Origin of the sequence: Viridibacillus sp. FSL R5-0888, assembly GCF_038009105.1 — a bacterium.
Lineage (GTDB): Bacteria > Bacillota > Bacilli > Bacillales_A > Planococcaceae > Viridibacillus > Viridibacillus arenosi.
Genome location: NZ_JBBPAU010000001.1, coordinates 2,352,091 through 2,372,333 on the forward strand (window position 1 = coordinate 2,352,091; position 20,243 = coordinate 2,372,333).

General features: G+C 34.1%; 18 protein-coding genes. 3 read left to right on the forward strand and 15 right to left on the reverse strand.

Translation table 11 applies throughout. The features are described from left to right. Positions 1 to 27: 27 nt before the first annotated feature. From MKY02_RS11670 to MKY02_RS11715, 10 genes are all read right to left on the reverse strand, one after another. On the reverse strand, positions 28 to 1,215 hold the full coding sequence (locus MKY02_RS11670; protein WP_038181400.1) for a M20 metallopeptidase family protein: 1,188 nt from the start codon (positions 1,213 to 1,215) through the stop codon (positions 28 to 30). 30 nt (positions 1,216 to 1,245) lie between these two features. Continuing rightward, positions 1,246 to 2,643 carry a YfcC family protein gene (locus MKY02_RS11675; protein ID WP_038181398.1) on the reverse strand — a complete coding sequence of 466 codons (1,398 nt, stop codon included), beginning with the start codon at positions 2,641 to 2,643 and terminating at the stop codon, positions 1,246 to 1,248. Positions 2,644 to 2,785: 142 nt separating this feature from the next. Continuing rightward, on the reverse strand, positions 2,786 to 3,538 hold the full coding sequence (locus MKY02_RS11680; protein WP_038181396.1) for an SDR family NAD(P)-dependent oxidoreductase: 753 nt from the start codon (positions 3,536 to 3,538) through the stop codon (positions 2,786 to 2,788). Positions 3,539 to 3,596: 58 nt separating this feature from the next. Further along, entirely contained in the window at positions 3,597 to 5,270 is a 1,674-nt protein-coding gene (locus tag MKY02_RS11685; protein ID WP_038181392.1) for a M20/M25/M40 family metallo-hydrolase, read from the reverse strand. A 47-nt stretch (positions 5,271 to 5,317) separates the two neighbouring features. After that, positions 5,318 to 6,040: an amino acid ABC transporter ATP-binding protein gene (locus tag MKY02_RS11690; RefSeq protein WP_038181390.1), complete on the reverse strand. Its 723-nt coding sequence runs from the start codon at positions 6,038 to 6,040 to the stop codon at positions 5,318 to 5,320. Further along, complete coding sequence (locus MKY02_RS11695; RefSeq protein ID WP_412104682.1) at positions 6,015 to 6,695, reverse strand: amino acid ABC transporter permease; 681 nt, start codon at positions 6,693 to 6,695, stop codon at positions 6,015 to 6,017. Before MKY02_RS11695 ends, MKY02_RS11690 begins: the two co-directional genes overlap by 26 nt. A gap of 62 nt (positions 6,696 to 6,757) precedes the next feature. Next, positions 6,758 to 7,579, reverse strand: coding sequence for an ABC transporter substrate-binding protein (locus MKY02_RS11700; protein ID WP_038181385.1), 822 nt, complete (start codon positions 7,577 to 7,579; stop codon positions 6,758 to 6,760). 131 nt (positions 7,580 to 7,710) lie between these two features. Next, positions 7,711 to 9,285, reverse strand: coding sequence for an aminomethyl-transferring glycine dehydrogenase subunit GcvPB (gene gcvPB / locus MKY02_RS11705; RefSeq protein WP_038181382.1), 1,575 nt, complete (start codon positions 9,283 to 9,285; stop codon positions 7,711 to 7,713). Between the two features lie 24 nt (positions 9,286 to 9,309). After that, positions 9,310 to 10,698: an aminomethyl-transferring glycine dehydrogenase subunit GcvPA gene (gcvPA, locus tag MKY02_RS11710; protein WP_038181380.1), complete on the reverse strand. Its 1,389-nt coding sequence runs from the start codon at positions 10,696 to 10,698 to the stop codon at positions 9,310 to 9,312. 29 nt (positions 10,699 to 10,727) lie between these two features. Next, positions 10,728 to 11,504 (reverse strand): SDR family NAD(P)-dependent oxidoreductase, encoded by a 777-nt coding sequence (locus MKY02_RS11715; protein WP_038181377.1) that lies wholly within the window; start codon positions 11,502 to 11,504, stop codon positions 10,728 to 10,730. Between the two features lie 298 nt (positions 11,505 to 11,802). On the opposite strand from MKY02_RS11715, the gene MKY02_RS11720 reads away from it, so the two are divergent. From MKY02_RS11720 to MKY02_RS11730, 3 genes are all read left to right on the forward strand, one after another. Beyond that, positions 11,803 to 13,209, forward strand: a complete 1,407-nt coding sequence (locus MKY02_RS11720) for a sigma-54 interaction domain-containing protein (protein WP_051448614.1) — start codon at positions 11,803 to 11,805, stop codon at positions 13,207 to 13,209. A gap of 152 nt (positions 13,210 to 13,361) precedes the next feature. Then, on the forward strand, positions 13,362 to 14,186 hold the full coding sequence (locus MKY02_RS11725) for a dihydrodipicolinate synthase family protein (protein ID WP_076065064.1): 825 nt from the start codon (positions 13,362 to 13,364) through the stop codon (positions 14,184 to 14,186). 388 nt (positions 14,187 to 14,574) lie between these two features. After that, positions 14,575 to 15,183: a hypothetical protein gene (locus tag MKY02_RS11730; protein ID WP_340709048.1), complete on the forward strand. Its 609-nt coding sequence runs from the start codon at positions 14,575 to 14,577 to the stop codon at positions 15,181 to 15,183. Positions 15,184 to 15,459: 276 nt separating this feature from the next. Here the strand turns inward: MKY02_RS11730 and MKY02_RS11735 are convergent, their stop codons facing one another. From MKY02_RS11735 to MKY02_RS11755, 5 genes are all read right to left on the reverse strand, one after another. Further along, on the reverse strand, positions 15,460 to 16,344 hold the full coding sequence (locus MKY02_RS11735) for a metal ABC transporter permease (RefSeq protein ID WP_076065066.1): 885 nt from the start codon (positions 16,342 to 16,344) through the stop codon (positions 15,460 to 15,462). Continuing rightward, complete coding sequence (locus tag MKY02_RS11740; RefSeq protein ID WP_038181370.1) at positions 16,341 to 17,231, reverse strand: metal ABC transporter permease; 891 nt, start codon at positions 17,229 to 17,231, stop codon at positions 16,341 to 16,343. The genes MKY02_RS11735 and MKY02_RS11740 overlap by 4 nt, the downstream gene beginning before the upstream one ends. Continuing rightward, on the reverse strand, positions 17,218 to 17,991 hold the full coding sequence (locus MKY02_RS11745) for a metal ABC transporter ATP-binding protein (RefSeq protein WP_038181368.1): 774 nt from the start codon (positions 17,989 to 17,991) through the stop codon (positions 17,218 to 17,220). Before MKY02_RS11745 ends, MKY02_RS11740 begins: the two co-directional genes overlap by 14 nt. 12 nt (positions 17,992 to 18,003) lie before the next feature. Further along, positions 18,004 to 18,912 (reverse strand): metal ABC transporter solute-binding protein, Zn/Mn family, encoded by a 909-nt coding sequence (locus tag MKY02_RS11750; protein ID WP_038181365.1) that lies wholly within the window; start codon positions 18,910 to 18,912, stop codon positions 18,004 to 18,006. 276 nt (positions 18,913 to 19,188) lie between these two features. Beyond that, the gene (locus tag MKY02_RS11755) at positions 19,189 to 20,226 is read right to left on the reverse strand and encodes a hypothetical protein (protein ID WP_038181362.1); all 1,038 of its coding nucleotides are present in this window, start codon (positions 20,224 to 20,226) and stop codon (positions 19,189 to 19,191) included. Positions 20,227 to 20,243 lie beyond the last annotated feature (17 nt).

Here is a 20,243-nt window from a genome sequence, read left to right on the forward strand (position 1 = left end):
AATATTATCATTTTTTGTAATATTTTTCTAAATATTATTAGCTTGATATAGATTAATTAATTTTTCTTCACCCGCTAAAAAATGGATAACAGATTGTGAAATCAATGTAGCTGCTGGAACTAGCATTGATTCGTCGATATCAAATTTTGGATGATGGTGTCCATAGGTTTCCCCTGGTCGCCCAATACCAATATAAGTATACATACCCGGAATGACTTCTGTATAATTAGAAAAATCCTCGCTTCCAAGTATCGGAGTAATCTCCTCTACTCTTTTTTTACCGAATAATTGAATAGCATTTTTCTTCACCATTTTATAAAGCTGGTCATCATTCACCAATGTAGGGTCCCCATGTAAATACTCCAATTGATATTTTGCACCGAATGATTCACATAATCCACTAATTATTTTATCCATCCGATTATGGATCTTCTCAGCAATTTCTTTTCCGAATTGCCGCACAGTTCCCGCTATATAGGCTGTATCTGGAATAACATTATAGTTTGTTCCAGATTTTAATTCTCCAATACTTATAACTGCCTGTTCAAGAGGATGTAATGACCTACTAACAATAGTCTGTAACTGAGTAATAAATTGAGCAGCGATAATGGTTGGGTCCACGGTTTCATTTGGCATTGAACCATGTCCTCCACTACCAAAGATAGTGAGAGTGAATTTATCACACCCCGCCATTGTAGGGCCACTACGGACGCCTATTTTACCTAACTCTAACGGTTCCCATAAATGAAAACCAAAAATTGCGTCTGCATTTTTTAAACCACCACTTTTTACGACTTCAATAGCACCTGCTGGAACATCTTCTTCGGCGTGTTGAAATAGAAAACGTATTTTCCCTACGATTTTATCAGGATTTTCTTTAAAATAATGGATCAATCCTAATAAAATTGCCATATGTCCATCATGCCCACAAGCATGCATTACTCCTTCTATTTTCGAAGAGAAGGGTAAGCCAGTTTCTTCTAATACGGGTAGAGCATCCATATCGGCTCTTATGATAACAGTTTTCCCTGGTTGTAGTCCGGCTATTTCAACAGCAACATCTTTCCCAGAAAATGTGTAAGGTTTCAATTCTAATTTCTCTAATTCTTTTATTATATAAAGTCTAGTATTGACCTCATCATAAGATACTTCTGGATATTGATGAAAATGTCTACGGTAATCAACCATAGTTTGATGTAAATTAGTTAAAGTCATATATGAACCACCTCCTACTGCTTTCTTCAGTTATTGATAATTGATTAATTGGGCAATGGTTACAAAAATAGCACCTAGAACATAATGAATAACGATCAATGGCCAAATCCACTTCACCCATTTGATCCACGAGATACCTCCTAATGCTAAACCAGCCATAAAATAGCCAGAAGTAGGTGTGAAAATATTTGAAATACCATCACCAAATTGGAAAGCTAATACTGCTGTTTGACGGGTAACCCCTAACAAGTCAGATAACGGAACCATTATTGGCATTGTTAATGCGGCTTGGCCACTACCTGATGGGACAATATAATTCACTAAACATTGCACTATATACATACCAAGTGCAGCTAGTTGAGGTGGTAGGGAGTCTACAGCAGAAGCAAGCCCATATAAAATCGTATCCATTATAAGACCTTCTCTTAAAATAATTAGAATTGCATTCGCAATACCCACAACTAAAGCACCCATTATTAAAACCTCACAGCCTTTAATAAATGCTTCAGCCATACTACTAAAATTCATTTTTGAGACAAGACCAATAAGTATACCCATTATCAAAAACAGTCCTGTCATTTGAGTTAATCCCCACTCAAATTTAATGACACCAACAGCTAGCCCTACTAACGTCCCTAATAACACAAAGAAAGCGAGTTTGTGCCGTGTAGTAAAAGGAAATGTTTGGTTTGAATCCGAACTATCTATGAGTGCATTTTTTTCACCGAACATAACACTTGCCTTTGGGTTCTTTTTTATTTTATTTGCGTATCGCATGACATACCAAATACTAACCGTTAAGAAAATGACAAAAAAGATGATTCTTAAATACATACCAGAGAAAATGGGTAATTCTGCGATTCCTTGAGCTATACCGACTGTAAACGGATTCATAAATGCAGCAGTAAATCCAGCAGATGTTCCAAGTAGTACGATTGCTGTCCCTACCATCGAGTCAAATCCAATTAGAACTGCTAATGGGATTAGAATGGTGATATAAGGGATAGTCTCCTCTGCTAATCCTAGCATAGCACCTGATAATGCAAAGAAAGTCATTAATACTGGGATTAAGAGTTGCTCTCTCCCAGCAATTTTTTTCGCCATACTATGGACTGCACCTTCTATAGCCCCAGTAGCTCGCAATATTCCAAATGCTCCACCTACTATAAAAATATAAAAAATCAGCGGTGCAGTGGCAATCATCCCTTTATGAATTGACTCAAATACATTTAAAATTGTCGTTCGATTTTCTGGGATTTCGTGATAACTTCCTGGTACCACAATCGTTCTACCATCTTGTTCGATGCGATCAAATTCTCCAGCTGGGATAATGTAAGTACAAATAGCTCCAATTATAATGACAGAAAATAAAATGACATACACATGAGGAACTCTGAACCTGCCCTTTTTCTCTGTTTGCATTTCCATAATCAACACCCCTTTTACAATTACTTTCAAAACGCCTTATTAATAGTCTGTTATTCAATCTATTTAATAATCTAGATTCTATTAAATAAATTTGATAGAGTATTTGAATTAAGCGAAATAAAGCAAGTATAGAATTATGTTGTTAAGCTAATTCTCCTCCGTCTACGGGTATATTTTGACCTGTAATATATACCCCCTCATCAGAAGCTAGGAACGCATAAACCCCTGCAATTTCTTCAGGAGTAGCATGTCTTTTAAGTGGTATATTTTCATTAACCTGCGCTAACATTTCAGGCGAATACTCGGCAATTTGCATAGCTGTTAACACATAACCCGGACAAACTGTATTTACACGAATCGTTGGTGCAAGTTCTAAAGCCATTGTTTTTGCTAAAAGGTTTACACCAGCTTTTGACGCATTATAATCGGCGTAATATGGATGACCTGTTATTCCATTTGTAGAGGCTGTCATTAAAATAACCCCACTACCTTGTATCAACATTCGTTTAGCTGCTTCTTGTGCTGTGTAAAAAATACCATCTAAATTAATTCCAATTACTTTTTTCCATTGTTCTGGAGTGATGTCTATAAATTTATTTCTTATACTAATACCTGCATTTGATATTAATATATCGATTCCATCCATTGCCTCATCAACTTCTTTAAAGGCTTCTTTCACTTCATCAGGATTACTAACATCGACTAAAATCCCGTATTTGATAGCAGAATGTTCTTCTAAAGTCTTTTTTAATTGTTCTTCATTATTATCAAATATGGCTACAATTGATCCTTCTGCAGCAAATCGAAGCGATGTGGCTAGACCAATACCACTAGCTCCCCCTGTCACTACAACACGTTTATTTTGGAGACTATCTGAATATCTTCCGAATCCCATGAAACTTCACACCCTCTGCAAAAATTTTTCAATAAAATTAGTTATCTATATCCACTTTCTACTTTTCTACTTCAACAACTTCCATTCCTAATAACTTTCTTATTACTTGATTTGTTAAATTAGGAACTACTTCCATCGTGTAAGCTAGTTCTGTACGCTCATATCGATTATGTGCATCGTATCCATATGGACCAATGTTAATAGTTGGAACATTTATTTCACGGATTGCATCATAGTTTACATAATGCTTTGTGCCCCAACTTGGATTATTTTCAATAACTGCTTTTATATCATCTTCCCCATCACTTAATGCAACACAGCTCATATCACATACATAGGGGAAATAGTTGCGTGTTACTATAGGTTTTGAATAATGAGGTTGTACAATTTCAATTGCATAGTCCAATGCCTTTATCAAATTTTGCTCTTTTTCATTTTTCCCACTCAAATCGACACGAGGTGAATAGAGTGAAGAGTAAAATAGAATGATTGCTGGACTTTTATCCTTCATCCAATTCCATTCTTCTTCGACAACTCGTGCAGAAAACATCCGAACATCAAGCGTTTCATCTAATAGTAGATTTTCTTTAAATTGCTTCATATGGTTTAAGTATCTATCTCCATGAAGCTCCACCAGCGTTTTTTGCATATCTTCATAAACAATTACTCTAGTCTTCCAAGGTAATTCTGAATATGGTTGCCCACTTATTTCACAATATTTTCGATGTCTTTCTTTCATTGTATTAATCCCGTTTTCAAAGGCGATTTCCGCTTGTTCTTTCAACAAACAAAGTACCTCTTTAGGAGACCATGATTGGATAAAAAAATTATAGTAAACGTATGCTGATAAAGCTGTTTGAATCGTATAAGTTGGCTTAAAATCAGTTTGTTTCAACGAAACTGGCGGCATAGGCGTTTCACCGAGGGATTGATCGCATAAATCTGGATTATAACTAATCTGTCTCGTTAACTCCGCTGCAATATAATTTGGATCTAATCCTTCAAAACTAGATCCTGCATGTGTTTCAGCACCTGTGATAAAGAAAGAAGGTAATAGTTTACCGACTGTTCCTTTATAGATATATCGATTAGGGTCACCTTCGTAGCGAGGGGCAACGAAATCTGAATTGATTAATGCTTGATAATCAAAAAGATGTTCTTCCCTTAATCGTTTTAAATCCTTCAGACCAGATAAAACACCATGTGAACTATCTTCTTCGTCACATTCTGCAAAGAATACTAGATTACCAATAAGCTCTTCAGGATGTTCTGAATAATACTTTAATAAGTAGAAATGACTTGCAACTCCACTCTTCATATCCAAAACACCACGTCCAAAATGCCATTCATCTGATTGTAAATGTTCTTTCACTAAATCCGGAAGTTTCTCATTTGCAAGCGCTTTCTTTAATTCACTTGGTGAACATGCTTTATCTTTCAAATGACTAAAATCATCAATTCCTACAGTATCGGTATGACCCATTAAAATAACAGTCTTATTCGACTTTGCCTTTGTACCTTTGACAAAGGCAAAAACATTGTAGCGTTCGACTTTATCATCTTCTGTACGTGACATGAATACATGGGATGGGTTACTTTTGAAATAATTTTGTGAGAAGATTAAATCAAATAACCTCTTAGCAACTTCAATCTCTCCAGTAGTATTTACGATACTTTCCACCCCTACTAATTCATCCGTTACTTTCAAAACATCATCATAACAAGTCAACATTTAAATGCACTCCTCTAAAATAAATTACGGCCTCATATTAATTACCTTTATAAAACTTGCTGTAAAAAACGGATTGTTTTTTCTTCTTTTGGATTTTTGAAAAATTCAGATGGTGGTCCTTCTTCAATAATTTTGCCATCAGCCAACATAATGACACGATCAGCTACTTCCCTAGCAAAGCCCATTTCATGGGTTACGATGACCATCGTCATTCCTTCTTTTGCTAGATTTTTCATCGTTTCTAAAACTTCTCCTACAAGCTCTGGGTCTAGAGCAGATGTAGGTTCATCAAATAACATAACTTCAGGCTCCATAGCAAGGGCTCTTGCTATCGCGACTCTCTGTTTTTGACCACCAGACAGTTGATCTGGATAAAAGTTTGCTTTATCTGCTAAACCTACTTTTTGTAAAAGTTCCTTCGCCTTTCTTGTAGCTTCTTCCTTACTCTGTTTTTTCACATGAACAGGTGCTTCTATAACATTTTGTAAAATCGATAAATGTGGGAACAAATTAAAATGTTGAAATACCATTCCCATATTTTCTCGAACTTTATTTAGGTTCTCTTTTCCAGCATCGATTAATTTTCCGTTAATCTCTATTTGACCGCCATTATTAATTTCAAGAAAATTCAGACATCTCAGCAAAGTACTTTTCCCTGAACCACTCGCACCAATTAATACGACAACTTCTGACTTCTGTATTTCTAAAGAAATATCTTTTAACACTTCTAAATCACCGAATGATTTACGCAAATTTTTCAGTTTTATCATTTTTCTTCTCTCTCCCTCCAACATCTAATTTTTTCTCCAGCTTATTGAAAAGAAGTGTGAAGATTAGAACTAAGATTAAATAATAAATACCAACTACAAAATACGTTTCAAAAGGCATATAGTTAGCCGCTTGGGCAGATAGGGCATGATTAAATAGTTCAGAAACTGCAATATAAGCCACCAACGATGAATCCTTCAATCCAATGATAAATTGATTTCCTAATGCTGGTATAGCTCTTTTAAAAGCTTGAGGAAGTATGATACGTCGCATTCCTAGCATATATGGCATACCTAATGAGCGAGCTGCCTCCACCTGTCCACGGTCAATAGATTGAATAGAACCACGGAAAATTTCAGCTATATAAGCTCCTGAGTGTATTCCTAATGCTAAAGCTCCTGCAGTAAAATCTGATAATACAAAAACACTTGAAATACCATAGTATAAAAACATTAATTGAACAATTAACGGCATTCCTCGAATTAAGAATATATATATATCTGCAATTTTTCCTAGTATTTTAATATTTGAGACTTTAAAGAATGCGAATACTAAACCAATAATAGTAGCAATTATTAATGATACAAAGGTAAGTTCTACTGTAATTACTGTCGCTTTTAAAAATTCAATTCCATGAGTTTGAAATATTGAAGTAATATTGGTTATGAAGTTCAATAACAATCTCCTCCTTTCTCATTTTGTACTATTGAAATTAAACTCTATTTTTTATCAAGAAGATTTACTCCAAACCACTTTGTGCTGATTTTTTCATATGTTCCATCTTCAACCATAGATGCTATCGCTTCATTAATTGCTTTTAATAACTCTGGATTTCCTTTATTTATTGCAACTGCAATTTCTTCAGTTTTGATTACATCATCGATTGGTTTAATTTTCAATCCTGATTCTTTAATTGCAGAAACGCCAACAATACGGTCTGTAATTACTGCATCTACACGACCTGGCGGTAAATCTTGCAATGCATATATATCACTTGGAAAGCTCTTAATTTTAGTCGTATATTTTTTTGCATCGTCTGTATAAGTACTCGCTTGCATAACACCAATCGTTTTATCCTTTAAATCCGCTTTCGCCTTTAACTCATTATTCCCCTCAGCTACAAATACTTGTGCTCCCGAAGTGTAGTAAGGATCTGAAAAGTCTACTTGTTTAGAGCGGTCTTCTGTAGCGGTCATACTGCCAATAATCGCATCATATTTTTTCCCTTTTAACCCTTGTATAATCGTTTCCCATGGATTTGTTACTGGATTAGCCTCTAATCCAATTCGTTTTGCAATCTCAGTGCCAATTTCAACATCAAACCCTACTAATTTTTCGTTCTCTTTATAGTTTAGCGGTTTTAAAAGACCACTCATTGCGAAAGTCAATTTCCCCTTATTTACAAGATCCATCTTCACTTCATTATCAGTCTTTTCGTTTCCTTTAGAATTGCTTGAAGAATTACTGCTACAAGCACTTAAAACTAAAATAACTATTAATCCAACAAAAAGAGATAATAAAGCATTTTTATTCTTCTTCATTATTCATCCACTCCTTATTTTCATTGAATATAAATCAGTTTGACTCTACTTAAAAAACTTAAGAATTTTCAATTTCCGATTTTTTCAGGAAACAAAGGCAATCAATTCTTATCAATTGATTGCCGCTCCCTCTACTTAATAAGTTCTGGTTTTAATACTTTCTTTTGATACATCCTCCACGTAATACACCATTTCTCAGGATTATCTAAATAATCTTCTTCAACTAGTTGATGAATTGTACTATTGGATGGGGCATTTTTTACAATTTCAGGATTGTTATATGCCTCATTTGAAATTTGCTGAAGCGCATTAATGTATTCATCTAAATCCGTTTTTGAATAGGATTCAGTTGGTTCAAGTGTAAATGGTTGTGGAACGATATACGGGTGGTGACTAGTCCAGTAATGGAGACCGAAATCAGTCATCCTTCTTTGTACATCTTCTGTAGTAATACCTGTTTCATTAGCCATCTGATCCCAACTATATCGCACTTGTTCTAGTCGCTGGCCTTTAACGTATGGAGCACTTGCACCACGAATTTTTTGTACTTTATGGTATAAGTAATTATTATTTAATACTGCCGTTTGGGCTACTTCTCGTAATCCATCTGGACCTAATGCGCGTATCCATGCATAAGATCTTAAAATTGTTTGGGCTACGCCATGAAATGCACGTACTTTGCCAATTGAGTGTTGTAGATTATCATTTAATGAATAGTTTTCACCATCATATTCTACAATGGGACCTGGTAAATATTCTTTTAATGCTTCAGCAACTCCTAAAGCTCCTGTTGCTGGCCCTCCACACATATGAGGTGCAGCGAACGTTTTATGAAGGTTAAAGAAACACATATCAAAGCCCGCTTCTTTTGCTCTTGTAATACCTAATAATCCATTTGCATTTGCTTGATCGTAATAACAAATACCACCCGCTTCATGTACAATCTTTGTAAATTCTTTAATTTTAGAATTAAAGATTCCTGTATCTTCAGGATTTGCTACTACAAACCCAGCCGTTCTTTCAGAAACAACTTCTTTTAATTTCTCAATGTCCGGGAAGCCATTTTCATCTGGATGTAATGTAATCACTTTATACCCTTTCACAACAGCTGTTGCTGCTTGTGATGGATGCGAGAAAATAGTTGTGATGATTTCATCACGCTGATCTCCTTCACCACGTGTCTCATGATATTTTCTAACAATTGAAGCCATCGCAAATAATGCCTGTGTTCCGCCACCTGGCTGGAATGAAAAAGCGCCCATCCCCGAAATTTCACGCATACACAAATCTAAATTATGAATAATTTCTAACATCCCTTGTACAGTGCTTTCTTCTTGAAGTGGATGAAGATCCATCATCTTGGGATTTCTAATTAATAATTCATTTATTTTCGGGATATATTTCATCGTACAAGTACCTTGACCGATTTCTACATTAAAATCTGATCCCAGTGTTTCTTGAGACAGTCGTAAGTAATGGCGAAGCACACGAGCTTGACCAATTTCCGGAAGATTCGGTCTATTTTTTCTATACATAGATGCAGGAATAGTAGACACACCGTCACCAATTGTTGATACCACTTCTTCATTTGCTAGTGGGACTTCAACACCTTTTTCTCCCTCTTGATGAAGTTCAAAAATAATAGGTTCATTCCATTTTGCTTGATGAAAATCGCGAGTAGCTTCAGTTCTTTTTATTGGTTTCATTCTCAAAACTCCTTTTGTAGACGTTTATTTTGTTACAATCTCTTCAAGAGCCTCTATCAAACAATCCATATCTTCTTTCGTATGAACCTCTGTCACACAAAATAGAGCACATTGTCCATACTCTGGGAACTCCTTAGAAAGATCCTTACCACCAAAAATTTTCTTTTCTAATAACAGTTCATTAATTGTTTGAACCGAGATTCCCGTTTCGTTAAAGTCCACAATAAATTCTTTAAAGAATGGTGAAACAATTCTTGAACCTTGTATACCCGCAATTTTATTCAATTTCTTTACGGTGTATTGACTATTTTGCATAATGGTTTGCCCTAATTCATACATCCCCTCAGGCCCTAGTAAAGATAAGTACACGCCAGCTGTAATACCCCATAATGCTGTTTGAGTACCAACTGATTCTTTCCCTTTTTCTCTTTGAGCGAAAGAAGTCCTTTCATACGCCACGTCACCAAATCCATATTCCCCTTCTTTTATTGTTGGCACGATACCAAATAATCGTGATGGGAACTCATTAATGAATGTTTCTTCATCACGAGTAGCGATAAAACCAGCTTGGCCACCGCTGTAATTCATATGCATACCAAGTGGTTGTAGATCTCCACAAACAATATCAGCACCATAATGACTTGGTGGTGCCAAAACACCTAATGAGATAGGATCCACCCCAACTACAAGTAGTACATCATGTTCTTTAGCAATTGCAGAAATTTCATTTCCTTGAGATTCTATAAATCCTAAATAAGATGGATTTTCAAAGTAAATCGCTGCTACTTCATCTGAAATTTTACTTTTCAAGTCATCTAAGTCCATTAAACCTGTATCAAGATCGAAAGCAATATTAGTAAATTCGAGCTCTGGTGAACCATAGTTAGCAATAATCTTTGTTCTTTCTGGAGCAACTGTAGCTGCTATCAAAACTTTTTTTCTTTCATTAATGCGAGCGGCCATTCTAATTGAAGTTGCTGCAGCCTGCCCCCAATCGAATGTAGGCACATTCACAACATCCATATCTACAAGCTCCGCTAATAGACTTTGATATTCAAATAATGACTGAAATCTACCATGATCTTCATACGGCTCTCCAGCATAAGCTGTTAGAAATTCCGACCTTTGGTTAATTTCATCGCAAACCGCTGGAACAAAATGTTGCCAACATCCGGCACCTAAAAAGTTAATATAGTCGTTTGTGCTAATATTTTTCTTCAAAAGACCCTCAATATGTCTTCGTAATTCGTATTCTGTTAATGCTTTTGGTATATTCATCTCTTCCTTCAGCTGAAGTTCTTCAGGGATACATGAATATAATTCCATACTGTTCTCTACCCCAATTACCTTCAGCATTTCTTCCTTAACTTTAGGGACCATATTTGGGATGTATGGGTGCACCTTTTTTGTCATAGTATTACCTCCTAATATTTTGGTTATCGTTATGCCAAGCCGCCACCGTCAACGATTAATTCCGTTCCTGTTACCCAACTAGATAAATCGCTTGCTAAGAATAGAACTCCCTTAGCAATATCTTGCGGTGTTCCTAAGCGTGCCAATGGACGGTTCACTGCGGAATCTTTTAAGAAAGAGCCTTCTTCGAGATTTAATTGTTGTGCCTCACTTCTCAATAACGGTGTATCTGTATCCCCTGGACAGATACAATTGACCCGGATATTCTGTGGTCCATGGTCAATTGCCATTGCTTTTGTCAAATTGACAACACCAGCCTTTGCCGCACAATACGACGCAGCTTTGTCACCACCTTTTAGTCCCCAACCAGATCCGGTATTGATAATACTTCCGCCTGTACCTTCAGCCATAATAGGAATGATGTATTTAGATAGAAGATAAACACCTTTTAATGAGACATCTATAACTGCATCCCATTCATGTTCTTCTAAATCCACAACAGTTTTTCGTTTAATAATACCTGCATTATTGAAAAGTACATCTATATTGCCATATGATTGTTTAATCTCCTCACTTACTGCTTGGCAATTTGCTGCACTTGTCACATCACATTTTATAAATTGCGCTTGATAACCACTCTCCAGAATTGTTCTAGCGGCTTGCATACCTTTTACTTCATCGATATCTAGTAAAATGACACGCAAACCTACTTCAGCCAATAGCTCTGCTGTAGCATATCCAATTCCAGAGGCTGCTCCTGTTACAACTGCTACTTTGTTAGTAAGCTTAAAATAATCCATTTCCATGTAAAAACCCCCTTGAGCTGTTTTACTAGTAATAAAGCAAATAGCGTGCCAACTTTCATTCGTTATAATTCCTAGCTTTTGATCAAAAGAAAATTGTCATTTTGTCATTATTGACTGAAAATTGACAATTTTAACTCTATTCATCTACAATTATGACATCTTAATTATTCCATTATGGAAAAGTACATATAATTAAAAATCCAAATTAAATAGTAGAATGGTTGATTGATATTTCGATTTCTGTGTCTAAACTTACTTTTCAGAAAAAATCACACTCTAAAAGTGGGAGGTTGTATGAATGTCATCTATTTCCTCAATTACAAAGACTATTCGAACATTTGCAGAACTTTTACAAGTCGAAATTGCTTTCTTTAATTATGAAGGTGTATTAATAGCATCCACTGAAGAATATAAAGTACAAAAAAAAGATCGCGTCTATATACCATTTTTCCAAAAACAAAACAAAGAAGCTGTTAGTTTTGTAAAAGACCCCGGACATATGAAAATGTGTAAAGGTTGCCATTTCCAATCGAACTGCCCTTCAAAAGCAGAAATTCTAATTAAAATCACAAAAAATGATAACCATTATGGCTTTCTTTCCTTTGTCAGTTTTACTTCAGAGGGACAAGAAAAGTTAATAGCACAACAAGATCAATTTAAGTACTGGTTAACACAATTAAGCGATATCATTTTAACGATATTGGTTGGTTCCGGAGAATTTAAATATATAGGGAGAGATTCGAAGGAAAATATTAATTATATTATTGGGAACAATACTCAACTAAAAAAACTAAAAGAACTTCTTTCTAGAATTGCTAACAGTACATCTTCAATCGTTATTACAGGTGAAACGGGTACAGGAAAAAGCCTTTTAGCAAAGTTCATCCATGAGCAAAGTATGTTAAGAAAAGGTAAATTCATAGAAATCAATTGTGCTGGCATTCCTGAAACATTATTTGAAAGTGAATTATTCGGATATGAGGAAGGAGCATTTACTGGGGCAAACAAAAAAGGCAAGCCAGGGTATTTTGAACTTGCAGATCGAGGAACATTATTTTTAGATGAAGTTGCAGATTTGCCTGTCCATTTACAACCAAAGTTATTAAAAGTTTTACAAGATGGGATGGTTAATCGAGTAGGCGGAATCAATCCTAAAAAAGTTAATATTCGTGTGATTGCTGCCACTAATCAACCTCTTGAGGAAATGATGGAGGCTAAACAATTCCGTTCAGACTTGTATTATAGATTAAATGTCATCCCAATCCACTTACCGGCATTAAGAGAAAGAAAAGAAGACATAGAATCATTAGTCCCTATCTTAATAGATCGTCTTCAGAATCGTACAGGAAAATTCATACAGACATGCTCAGAAGGATATTTAAAAAGTTTACAGCAATACCATTGGCCAGGAAATATTCGCGAACTTGAAAATGTCATTGAGTACAGTATGAATATGGAGAGGAGTCATCAACTAACAGAATCTTCACTTCCAGATTTCTTACATCCATCACTCGTTCAAGCACCTAAGAAGCTGCTGGAACAAAATGATTTAAAAACGATGGAAAAGGATGGAATAATCCAAGCCTTCAATCGTTATGGGTTTGATTTTGAAGGTAAGAAGTTAGTTGCCGAGCAATTAGGAATAAGTGTACGCACACTATACAGAAAAATGGAGAAATTTAATATTTCTTTTCCCGTCAGATGAATTGTCGTTAAATCGAGCACTACTTACTTTATAAAGGGCAATCAACTTGAAATGGATGTATATTAGAAATTTAATCATTTATTAAATGTGGACAAAATCCGTTAATACTAAAAAATAGTTTAATATTCCCTAAGAAACAAGGAGTGACACAAATGTTAAAAGAACCCTTTCATATTGCTGTGCCTACCGCATTTTTTAAAGATGAATCGTTAAACGTACAAGGTACTATAGACCATATAAAATATTTATATAATAAAGGGATAAAATCCGTTCTTGTCGGTGGGTCTACTGGAGAACAACATAGTTTAAATCTCAAAGAAAAGATGGATTTGCTTAACGCTGTTTCAATAGAAGAAGAACTCATAAACAACATGGAAATATTATTTGGTGTTTCTTCTATTAGACAGCTTGAAGCTGTTGAGTTTGGGAGGGCGATAAATAAGACAAAGATTGCAGGGATTTTACTTGGATATCCACCTTATATTCTTCCGACTCAAGAAGAAGCATTGAGATATTCTGAAAAGATCATTGAACAAACTAACAAACCTACAATAATATACAATAATCCAAAAAGAACAGGATTTGATTTATCTATAAATAACATCCTTTTCTTAAGTAAGAACGATCATGTAATAGGAATAAAAGAAGCAGGTCATAAAGATAAAATAAAAAAATTGAAGGATCAAATTAAAAATGACTTTTATTATTATGCCGGTGGAGAAATAGATTTAGAAGATAAAGTGCAAATAGGGTTTAATCGATTATCATCAATTGCAGCAAATATATATCCTGATACAATCAAAAATTGGTTTATGAAAATGTTATCTAATCAACCGATAACTGATCATGAGAAGATAGAAATATCAAGCATAATCGAACAAATTTATACAGGTTCTACTTTAGTAAATTTAAAAGAAGGTATAAATGGAAATGGAATCGACATAGGTATTTGCAGAAGTCCTTTGTGTAATATTTAATTCATTATATTTTAATTTCATATCCTACTAAAAGAACCACTTGTAAAATTTCAGAAGCCAATATCCTTAGTACGACAAGTGAGGTTATTGGCTTCTTTTTTATTTTTAGTTTAAGCCCTCAATTAGATCATGTGTTGTGAAAGGAATTAATAGGCGTTTTATTTTCTACGTTTACCAGTGCAAATCCACGGTATCTAGCGCAGTTTTACTCCCAAAATATAACTTAGACGTATCTCCTATCATATATTTCCGATATAAATATAGTAGAAAAGGAAATTATTATATACATTAACTTTGAAATAGTATATTGTATAGCTAAAAAGGAAAGTGTGTAAATTATTTAATTTTCATACAAATAATACATGACATAAAATTGGAGGACTTAAAAGTGCCTAGTATTGACAAAGTAATTGAAATACAAGAAAGTATAATACAAGCCGATTCAGCATTCATATTAATCCCTGCTGAACTGTTATGGATAATAATCGGTATATATTCACTGATGGATATCATAAAAAACAAAAAAACAATTTCATCTTCCGGCTTTATAATGAGAGGGATTTTCTTTTTGTTCACACTAACATTAGTAGTACTCTCATCTATTCATATAATGAAAGCTGATTTTTTAATGAACGAAAAACAATGGAAAGTTGATTATTTAGAGCCATACATGAATGGATTACCTGAAAACAAAACATATGTACAAGATTTTACACAAATATTAGAAATACATAAAGATCACAACAAGAAAATAAAATCAATTTATTTTAATAATAACGTTAAACCTATTTGGGTTGAATTAGTTGTACTAGATAAAAATAACGCTTCTAAAACAATATCTGTTCAAACTATTATTAAAAAAGAACCTATTGAAGAACCTTATTTAACATATAAATCTATAAATAAAGATATCTCAAAAGATTATACGAAAAAAGCATATTACGAAACAATTTTACACATACCTGAGGAATATAAAGTTTTAGTTCCTGTAAAATAATATATCCAGTTATACTATTTTTTTCATTTTTCTTCATAGGAAAGTAAGTAGTTTGAAATTTATTCACTTAGATCAAAATACTTCTATTAAAATCTCTTTTAAATTTATTTGAGGCATGTCCAATGAAATCTATATCTTATGTAAAGAAACGTTAGTATCGTATTTAACGATACTAACGTTTTTTTAACAACTTTTAATTTTTTTCAACTTTATGGAATAGCATAGAGCTAATAATCCTAAAACTTAACAAGGCTTTAAAAAACCGGGTAAACCTACCTATGATTTTATAGTGAGATTGTTCAAGTTAAGTAGTTTCCTTTTTTTCATTAATAAACCCTCATACGGTCTAAATAAAAAGACAAGTAAGAATATCCCTCCCGCTGTAGTAGCCATCATGCCTGCAATTGATGCGTCAAAGAATTTTGCGAAATAATAGCCTCCAATAGCAGACAACATTCCAATTATCATACTTAAAATAATCATTCTTTTTACAGATTTACTAAGTAAATACGCCGTAGAAGCCGGTACAATTAACATCGCAACAACTAAGACAGCACCTACACTGTCAAATGCCGCAACAGTTGTAAACGATACGAGCGTCATAAATGCATAATGTAGAAAAACGAGAGGTAGGCCAATACTCATTGCAAAGATAGGATCAAATGTTGACAGTTTTATTTCTTTATAAAACCCTAAAAGAAATAGAATATTTATCAACAACACAAACAGTAACATCCATACAGCTTTCGGCATTGTTAAGTTCATAAATGTCCACGTATTCCAAGGTACAAATGCAATTTCGCCCATTAATACATGTTCTACATCTAAATGTACATTTCCAGCAAAAAGTGTAATCAGTAATACTCCTACCGCAAATAAAGTAGTAAAAACAACTCCAATTGAAGCATCCTCTTGTAATCCATTCGATTGTAGAACTTGCACTAAATAAGCCGTTATAACCCCTGCAATTCCAGCTCCTAGCATCATCCATATGCCATTTAATGACTGTGTAATAATGAATGCCATGACGATACCAAATAAAACAGTATGACTAATCGCATCTGCTATCATAGCCATTTTGCGTAATATTAAAAATACACCTGTTAAACCACAAGTAATCCCAACTAATGAACCAGTTACTAAAACCCAAAACTCATTCAAGAGGCTTGCACCTCCTGTTTTAAAACCCGCTTCGCTATTTGTCGTCTTCTTTGAATTTTCACTAACAGACCTCGTCTTGGAGAAAATATATATGAAAAAATAAATAACAAAGATGCTGTAATGACAATGATTGGTCCAGTTGATAACCCTGTCTTTAAAGAACTAATTAAAGTTCCGCATGCACCTGAAAAAGCACCAAACAAAGCACTCATAATTATCATGGTGACTAATTTATCCGACCATATTCTGGCTGTAGCCGCCGGAATAATCAGCATTGCAGACATTAATATAACACCTACAGCCTGTATACCTGTAACAATTGTTAACACTGTTATTGCTGTAAGTATAAATCTAAGAAAATTTACAGGTAAGCCAATTCCTTTAGCGAATGTAGTATCAAATATGATTAATTTCCATTCTTTATAAAAAGTTAAGCAAGTCAAAATGATTATTAAAGCACTTCCTGATAACCACACTAGGTCGCTTTTTGCCATAGTTGCTGCTTTGCCAAATATAAAATCGTTTAATCCACTTTGATTGCCAGAACTACTTTGATTAACAATTGTTAGTAAAACAATACCCGCTCCGAAGAAAACTGATAATACTATTCCAATGGCAGCATCTGACTTCAATTTGGAGCGATTAATAATACCTTGAATCAAATATACTGATATAGTTGCCGTTATTATTGCACCCAGCATTAATAATGGTAAATCCTTTTGCTGAAATATCAGAAATGAAATTGCAATACCTGGAAGTGCTGCATGAGCAGCAGCATCACCTACAAGGCTTTGCTTTTGAAGAAATGCAAATGATCCGATTAATCCAGAGGCAACTCCTAATAAAGATGCACCAGCTAGAACCCACAATAAGTTACCTGATAGCATTCAATCCTCCCCTTTCAGCAAGCGCTTCATTTTGCTTTTCATTCATAAAGAATAACTTTCCTCCATACGCTTGTTGTAAATTTTCTTTTGTAAAAATTTCCTTAGTTGGTCCATAAGAAATGATTGTTTTATTCAGTAATACGGTCCAATCAAAATAATCATTTACTGTTTGTAAATCATGGTGTACAACCAGTACTGTTTTCCCTTTTGCTTTTAATTCCTTTAAAATATTAATAATTGTAAGTTCAGTTGCTGCATCAACACCTACAAATGGTTCATCCATAAAATAAATTTCAGCTTCCTGAGCAAGTGCTCGAGCTAAAAAAACGCGTTGTTGTTGCCCACCTGATAATTGACCAATTGAACGATTTGCAAATTCCCCCATACCAACACTTTTCAGACATTTAATAGCCTTTTTTCGATCTTTAGCTTTAGGTCTATTAAATAATCCTATATGACCATAACGTCCCATTAAAACGACATCTAATGCATTTGTTGGAAAATCCCAATCTACTGCATTTCGTTGTGGAACATAACCCACAAGATGATTTTTAGGATTTAAAGAATGACCTAATATCTCCACTTTCCCAGTTTTATTAGGTAGCTGATTTAAAATTGCTTTTATCAGTGTAGATTTCCCAGCACCATTCGGACCAATAATCCCAACTAATTTTCCAACAGGTACACTTAAATTAATATCACGTAAAACAAGATTGTCTTCATATGCCACTGATAAATGGCTTACTTCAATTGCATTCATATTTTCCTCCCCCTACTTCAATGAGTTTACAATTGTATCTACATTGTGTTTATACATTCCAATATAAGTTCCTTGTTCTGTTCCTTCTTTTCCCATAGCATCTGAATATAACTCCCCGCCAATTTTCACATTTTGTCCTTTTTCTTTAGCTCCATCAATTACTGCTTTCATCGCTTTATCAGACACGCTTGATTCAATAAATACAGCTTTAATATTGTTTCCGACTAAAAAGTCAACAACGTCCCTTACATCTTTTAGACCATATTCAGACTCCGTACTTAACCCTTGTAAACCACGTACTTCTATATTCAAACTACGACCAAAATAATTAAAAGCATCATGTGCTGTTACCAGTACACGCTGATCTAAAGGTATCTCATCAATTCTTTGTTTTGCATAACTCGATAGATCATCCAATTCTTCAAAGTAGATAGCTTCATTTTCACTAAACTCTTTCTTATATTCTGGATATTTTTCACTTAATGTAGCTGTAATTTGATGGACAGCAGTTTTCCAAATATCGATATCAAACCATACGTGAGGGTCATATAACTTTGCATCCATTTCATTTCCTAACAATTTCTCTTCTTCAATTGATTCACTTATTGCATTAACAGTTTTATCATTTTCTTGCATCTTCTCAAAAACATCTAGCATCTTTCCTTCAAGATGAAGGCCACTATAAAAAATCACATCCGCACTTTCTAATTTACTCAAGTCTCCTTGTGTCGCCTTATACAAATGTGGATCTACTCCAGGTCCCATCAAAGCCTTTACTTCTACACGATCTCCAGCAATAACAGATACAGCGTCTGCAATTTGGCTAATTGTTGTTACAACAACTGGTTTATCATTTTCTTTTTTCGTTGAACATCCAGCTAAAAATAAGATTGCAGCAAAAAAAATAACTAACTTTTTCAATCTCTTCTCCCCTTTTTCCCTATGTTAATTGTTTTTCCTTAAGGAAACTTTTTAGGTAAAAAAATAATTCCTTCGAACAATTGTTTTTCCTTAAGGAAACTTTATTTTAGCTTATCGACTTTTTCCATTTATGTCAACTAATTATTTGAATTATTATTTAGTACATAAATCAAGGTTGGATTGTGCTATTGTAAAATATATACAATAAAAGCCCCAAATGACTTATTTAAAAGTCATTTGGGGCTTTCTCATTATTAAAAATAATTAAGTTTATATCTAAAACCCAACCTCATACAACCGAATACCTTGTATATACTGAATCTTTTTAGCACTCATTCTCACTTTATAGATGTAAACAATTTTATTTGTTCGTTTAATCAACTTAGTCTTTCTCGTTTTACTATCATATATTTTCAAGCCTTCTTTATCTGTAAAAACAATACTGTGAGAAGAATAGTCGATATACTGATTGCCTTCATAAATATTAATATTAGGAAATTTAATACTTTTTCCTGTATTCGTGTTTAAATAATAGTACCTACCATCTCTACCACTATAATAAATGAGAACATCATTTATCGTAACACCGAAACTTCTTGCCTCAAAACCAATAGAGTTATATAAGTAATCAATCGATTTATATTTTTTTATATTTTCTCCATCTTGTTGCATCGAATACAAACTACCTTTTTTCGTGTAATATATCCTTCCCGACTTTATCCAAAAACTATCTACCAATCTCTTCAGAGTCTTTTTCTTTTTTGATTTCAGATCAAATACATTTAAATCATATTCCTTCATGGACTGTTTATTATAAGTAACGTAAAACAGTTTATAGCCCTCTATTTTATAAGGTGTGACAGTATTCGATGGGATATAATCTTTGATCACACGTTTTTTATTTTCGTTAGCTGTCATTTCATATAATTTTAGAGCATATCCTTCTGCTGGTCCATATATACTTTCAGTTCGATAGACAGGCGAAGTGAGGTAGAGTTTAGACCCTACTTTTTGCAGTTTATATATCGAACGATCAAAATCAGGAATTAGGTCACCAGATTTCGTAGATAATTTATACTGAGCTGTCATATCCTTTAATCCGAGAGATTTCTTCACCTTTTTATTAGTATTATAACGAGTAAACTTAACAACCATTTTTGCTTTGGCATTAGGTTTTGCATAATACATCCCTTTGGAAACATTTTCACTATCATTTGAAATGTAATATTCATTTGTAGATGCCATAATTTCTACTGGTGTAAGAAATGCAATGGTTGCTATAAATAATAAGAAACTAAGCATGCCCTTCTTCAAATAATCTCTCCCCTCCC

Coding starts and splice junctions, on each gene's coding strand:
- MKY02_RS11690 (WP_038181390.1), bottom strand. CDS start 6,040: ATGATAAAACTGAAAAATTTGCGTAAATCATTCGGTGATTTAGAAGTG.
- MKY02_RS11745 (WP_038181368.1), bottom strand. CDS start 17,991: ATGAATGCAATTGAAGTAAGCCATTTATCAGTGGCATATGAAGACAAT.
- MKY02_RS11685 (WP_038181392.1), bottom strand. CDS start 5,270: ATGTTGACTTGTTATGATGATGTTTTGAAAGTAACGGATGAATTAGTA.
- MKY02_RS11700 (WP_038181385.1), bottom strand. CDS start 7,579: ATGAAGAAGAATAAAAATGCTTTATTATCTCTTTTTGTTGGATTAATA.
- MKY02_RS11720 (WP_051448614.1), top strand. CDS start 11,803: ATGTCATCTATTTCCTCAATTACAAAGACTATTCGAACATTTGCAGAA.
- MKY02_RS11715 (WP_038181377.1), bottom strand. CDS start 11,504: ATGGAAATGGATTATTTTAAGCTTACTAACAAAGTAGCAGTTGTAACA.
- MKY02_RS11670 (WP_038181400.1), bottom strand. CDS start 1,215: ATGACTTTAACTAATTTACATCAAACTATGGTTGATTACCGTAGACAT.
- gcvPA (WP_038181380.1), bottom strand. CDS start 10,698: ATGACAAAAAAGGTGCACCCATACATCCCAAATATGGTCCCTAAAGTT.
- MKY02_RS11740 (WP_038181370.1), bottom strand. CDS start 17,231: ATGCTATCAGGTAACTTATTGTGGGTTCTAGCTGGTGCATCTTTATTA.
- gcvPB (WP_038181382.1), bottom strand. CDS start 9,285: ATGAAACCAATAAAAAGAACTGAAGCTACTCGCGATTTTCATCAAGCA.
- MKY02_RS11725 (WP_076065064.1), top strand. CDS start 13,362: ATGTTAAAAGAACCCTTTCATATTGCTGTGCCTACCGCATTTTTTAAA.
- MKY02_RS11680 (WP_038181396.1), bottom strand. CDS start 3,538: ATGGGATTCGGAAGATATTCAGATAGTCTCCAAAATAAACGTGTTGTA.
- MKY02_RS11675 (WP_038181398.1), bottom strand. CDS start 2,643: ATGGAAATGCAAACAGAGAAAAAGGGCAGGTTCAGAGTTCCTCATGTG.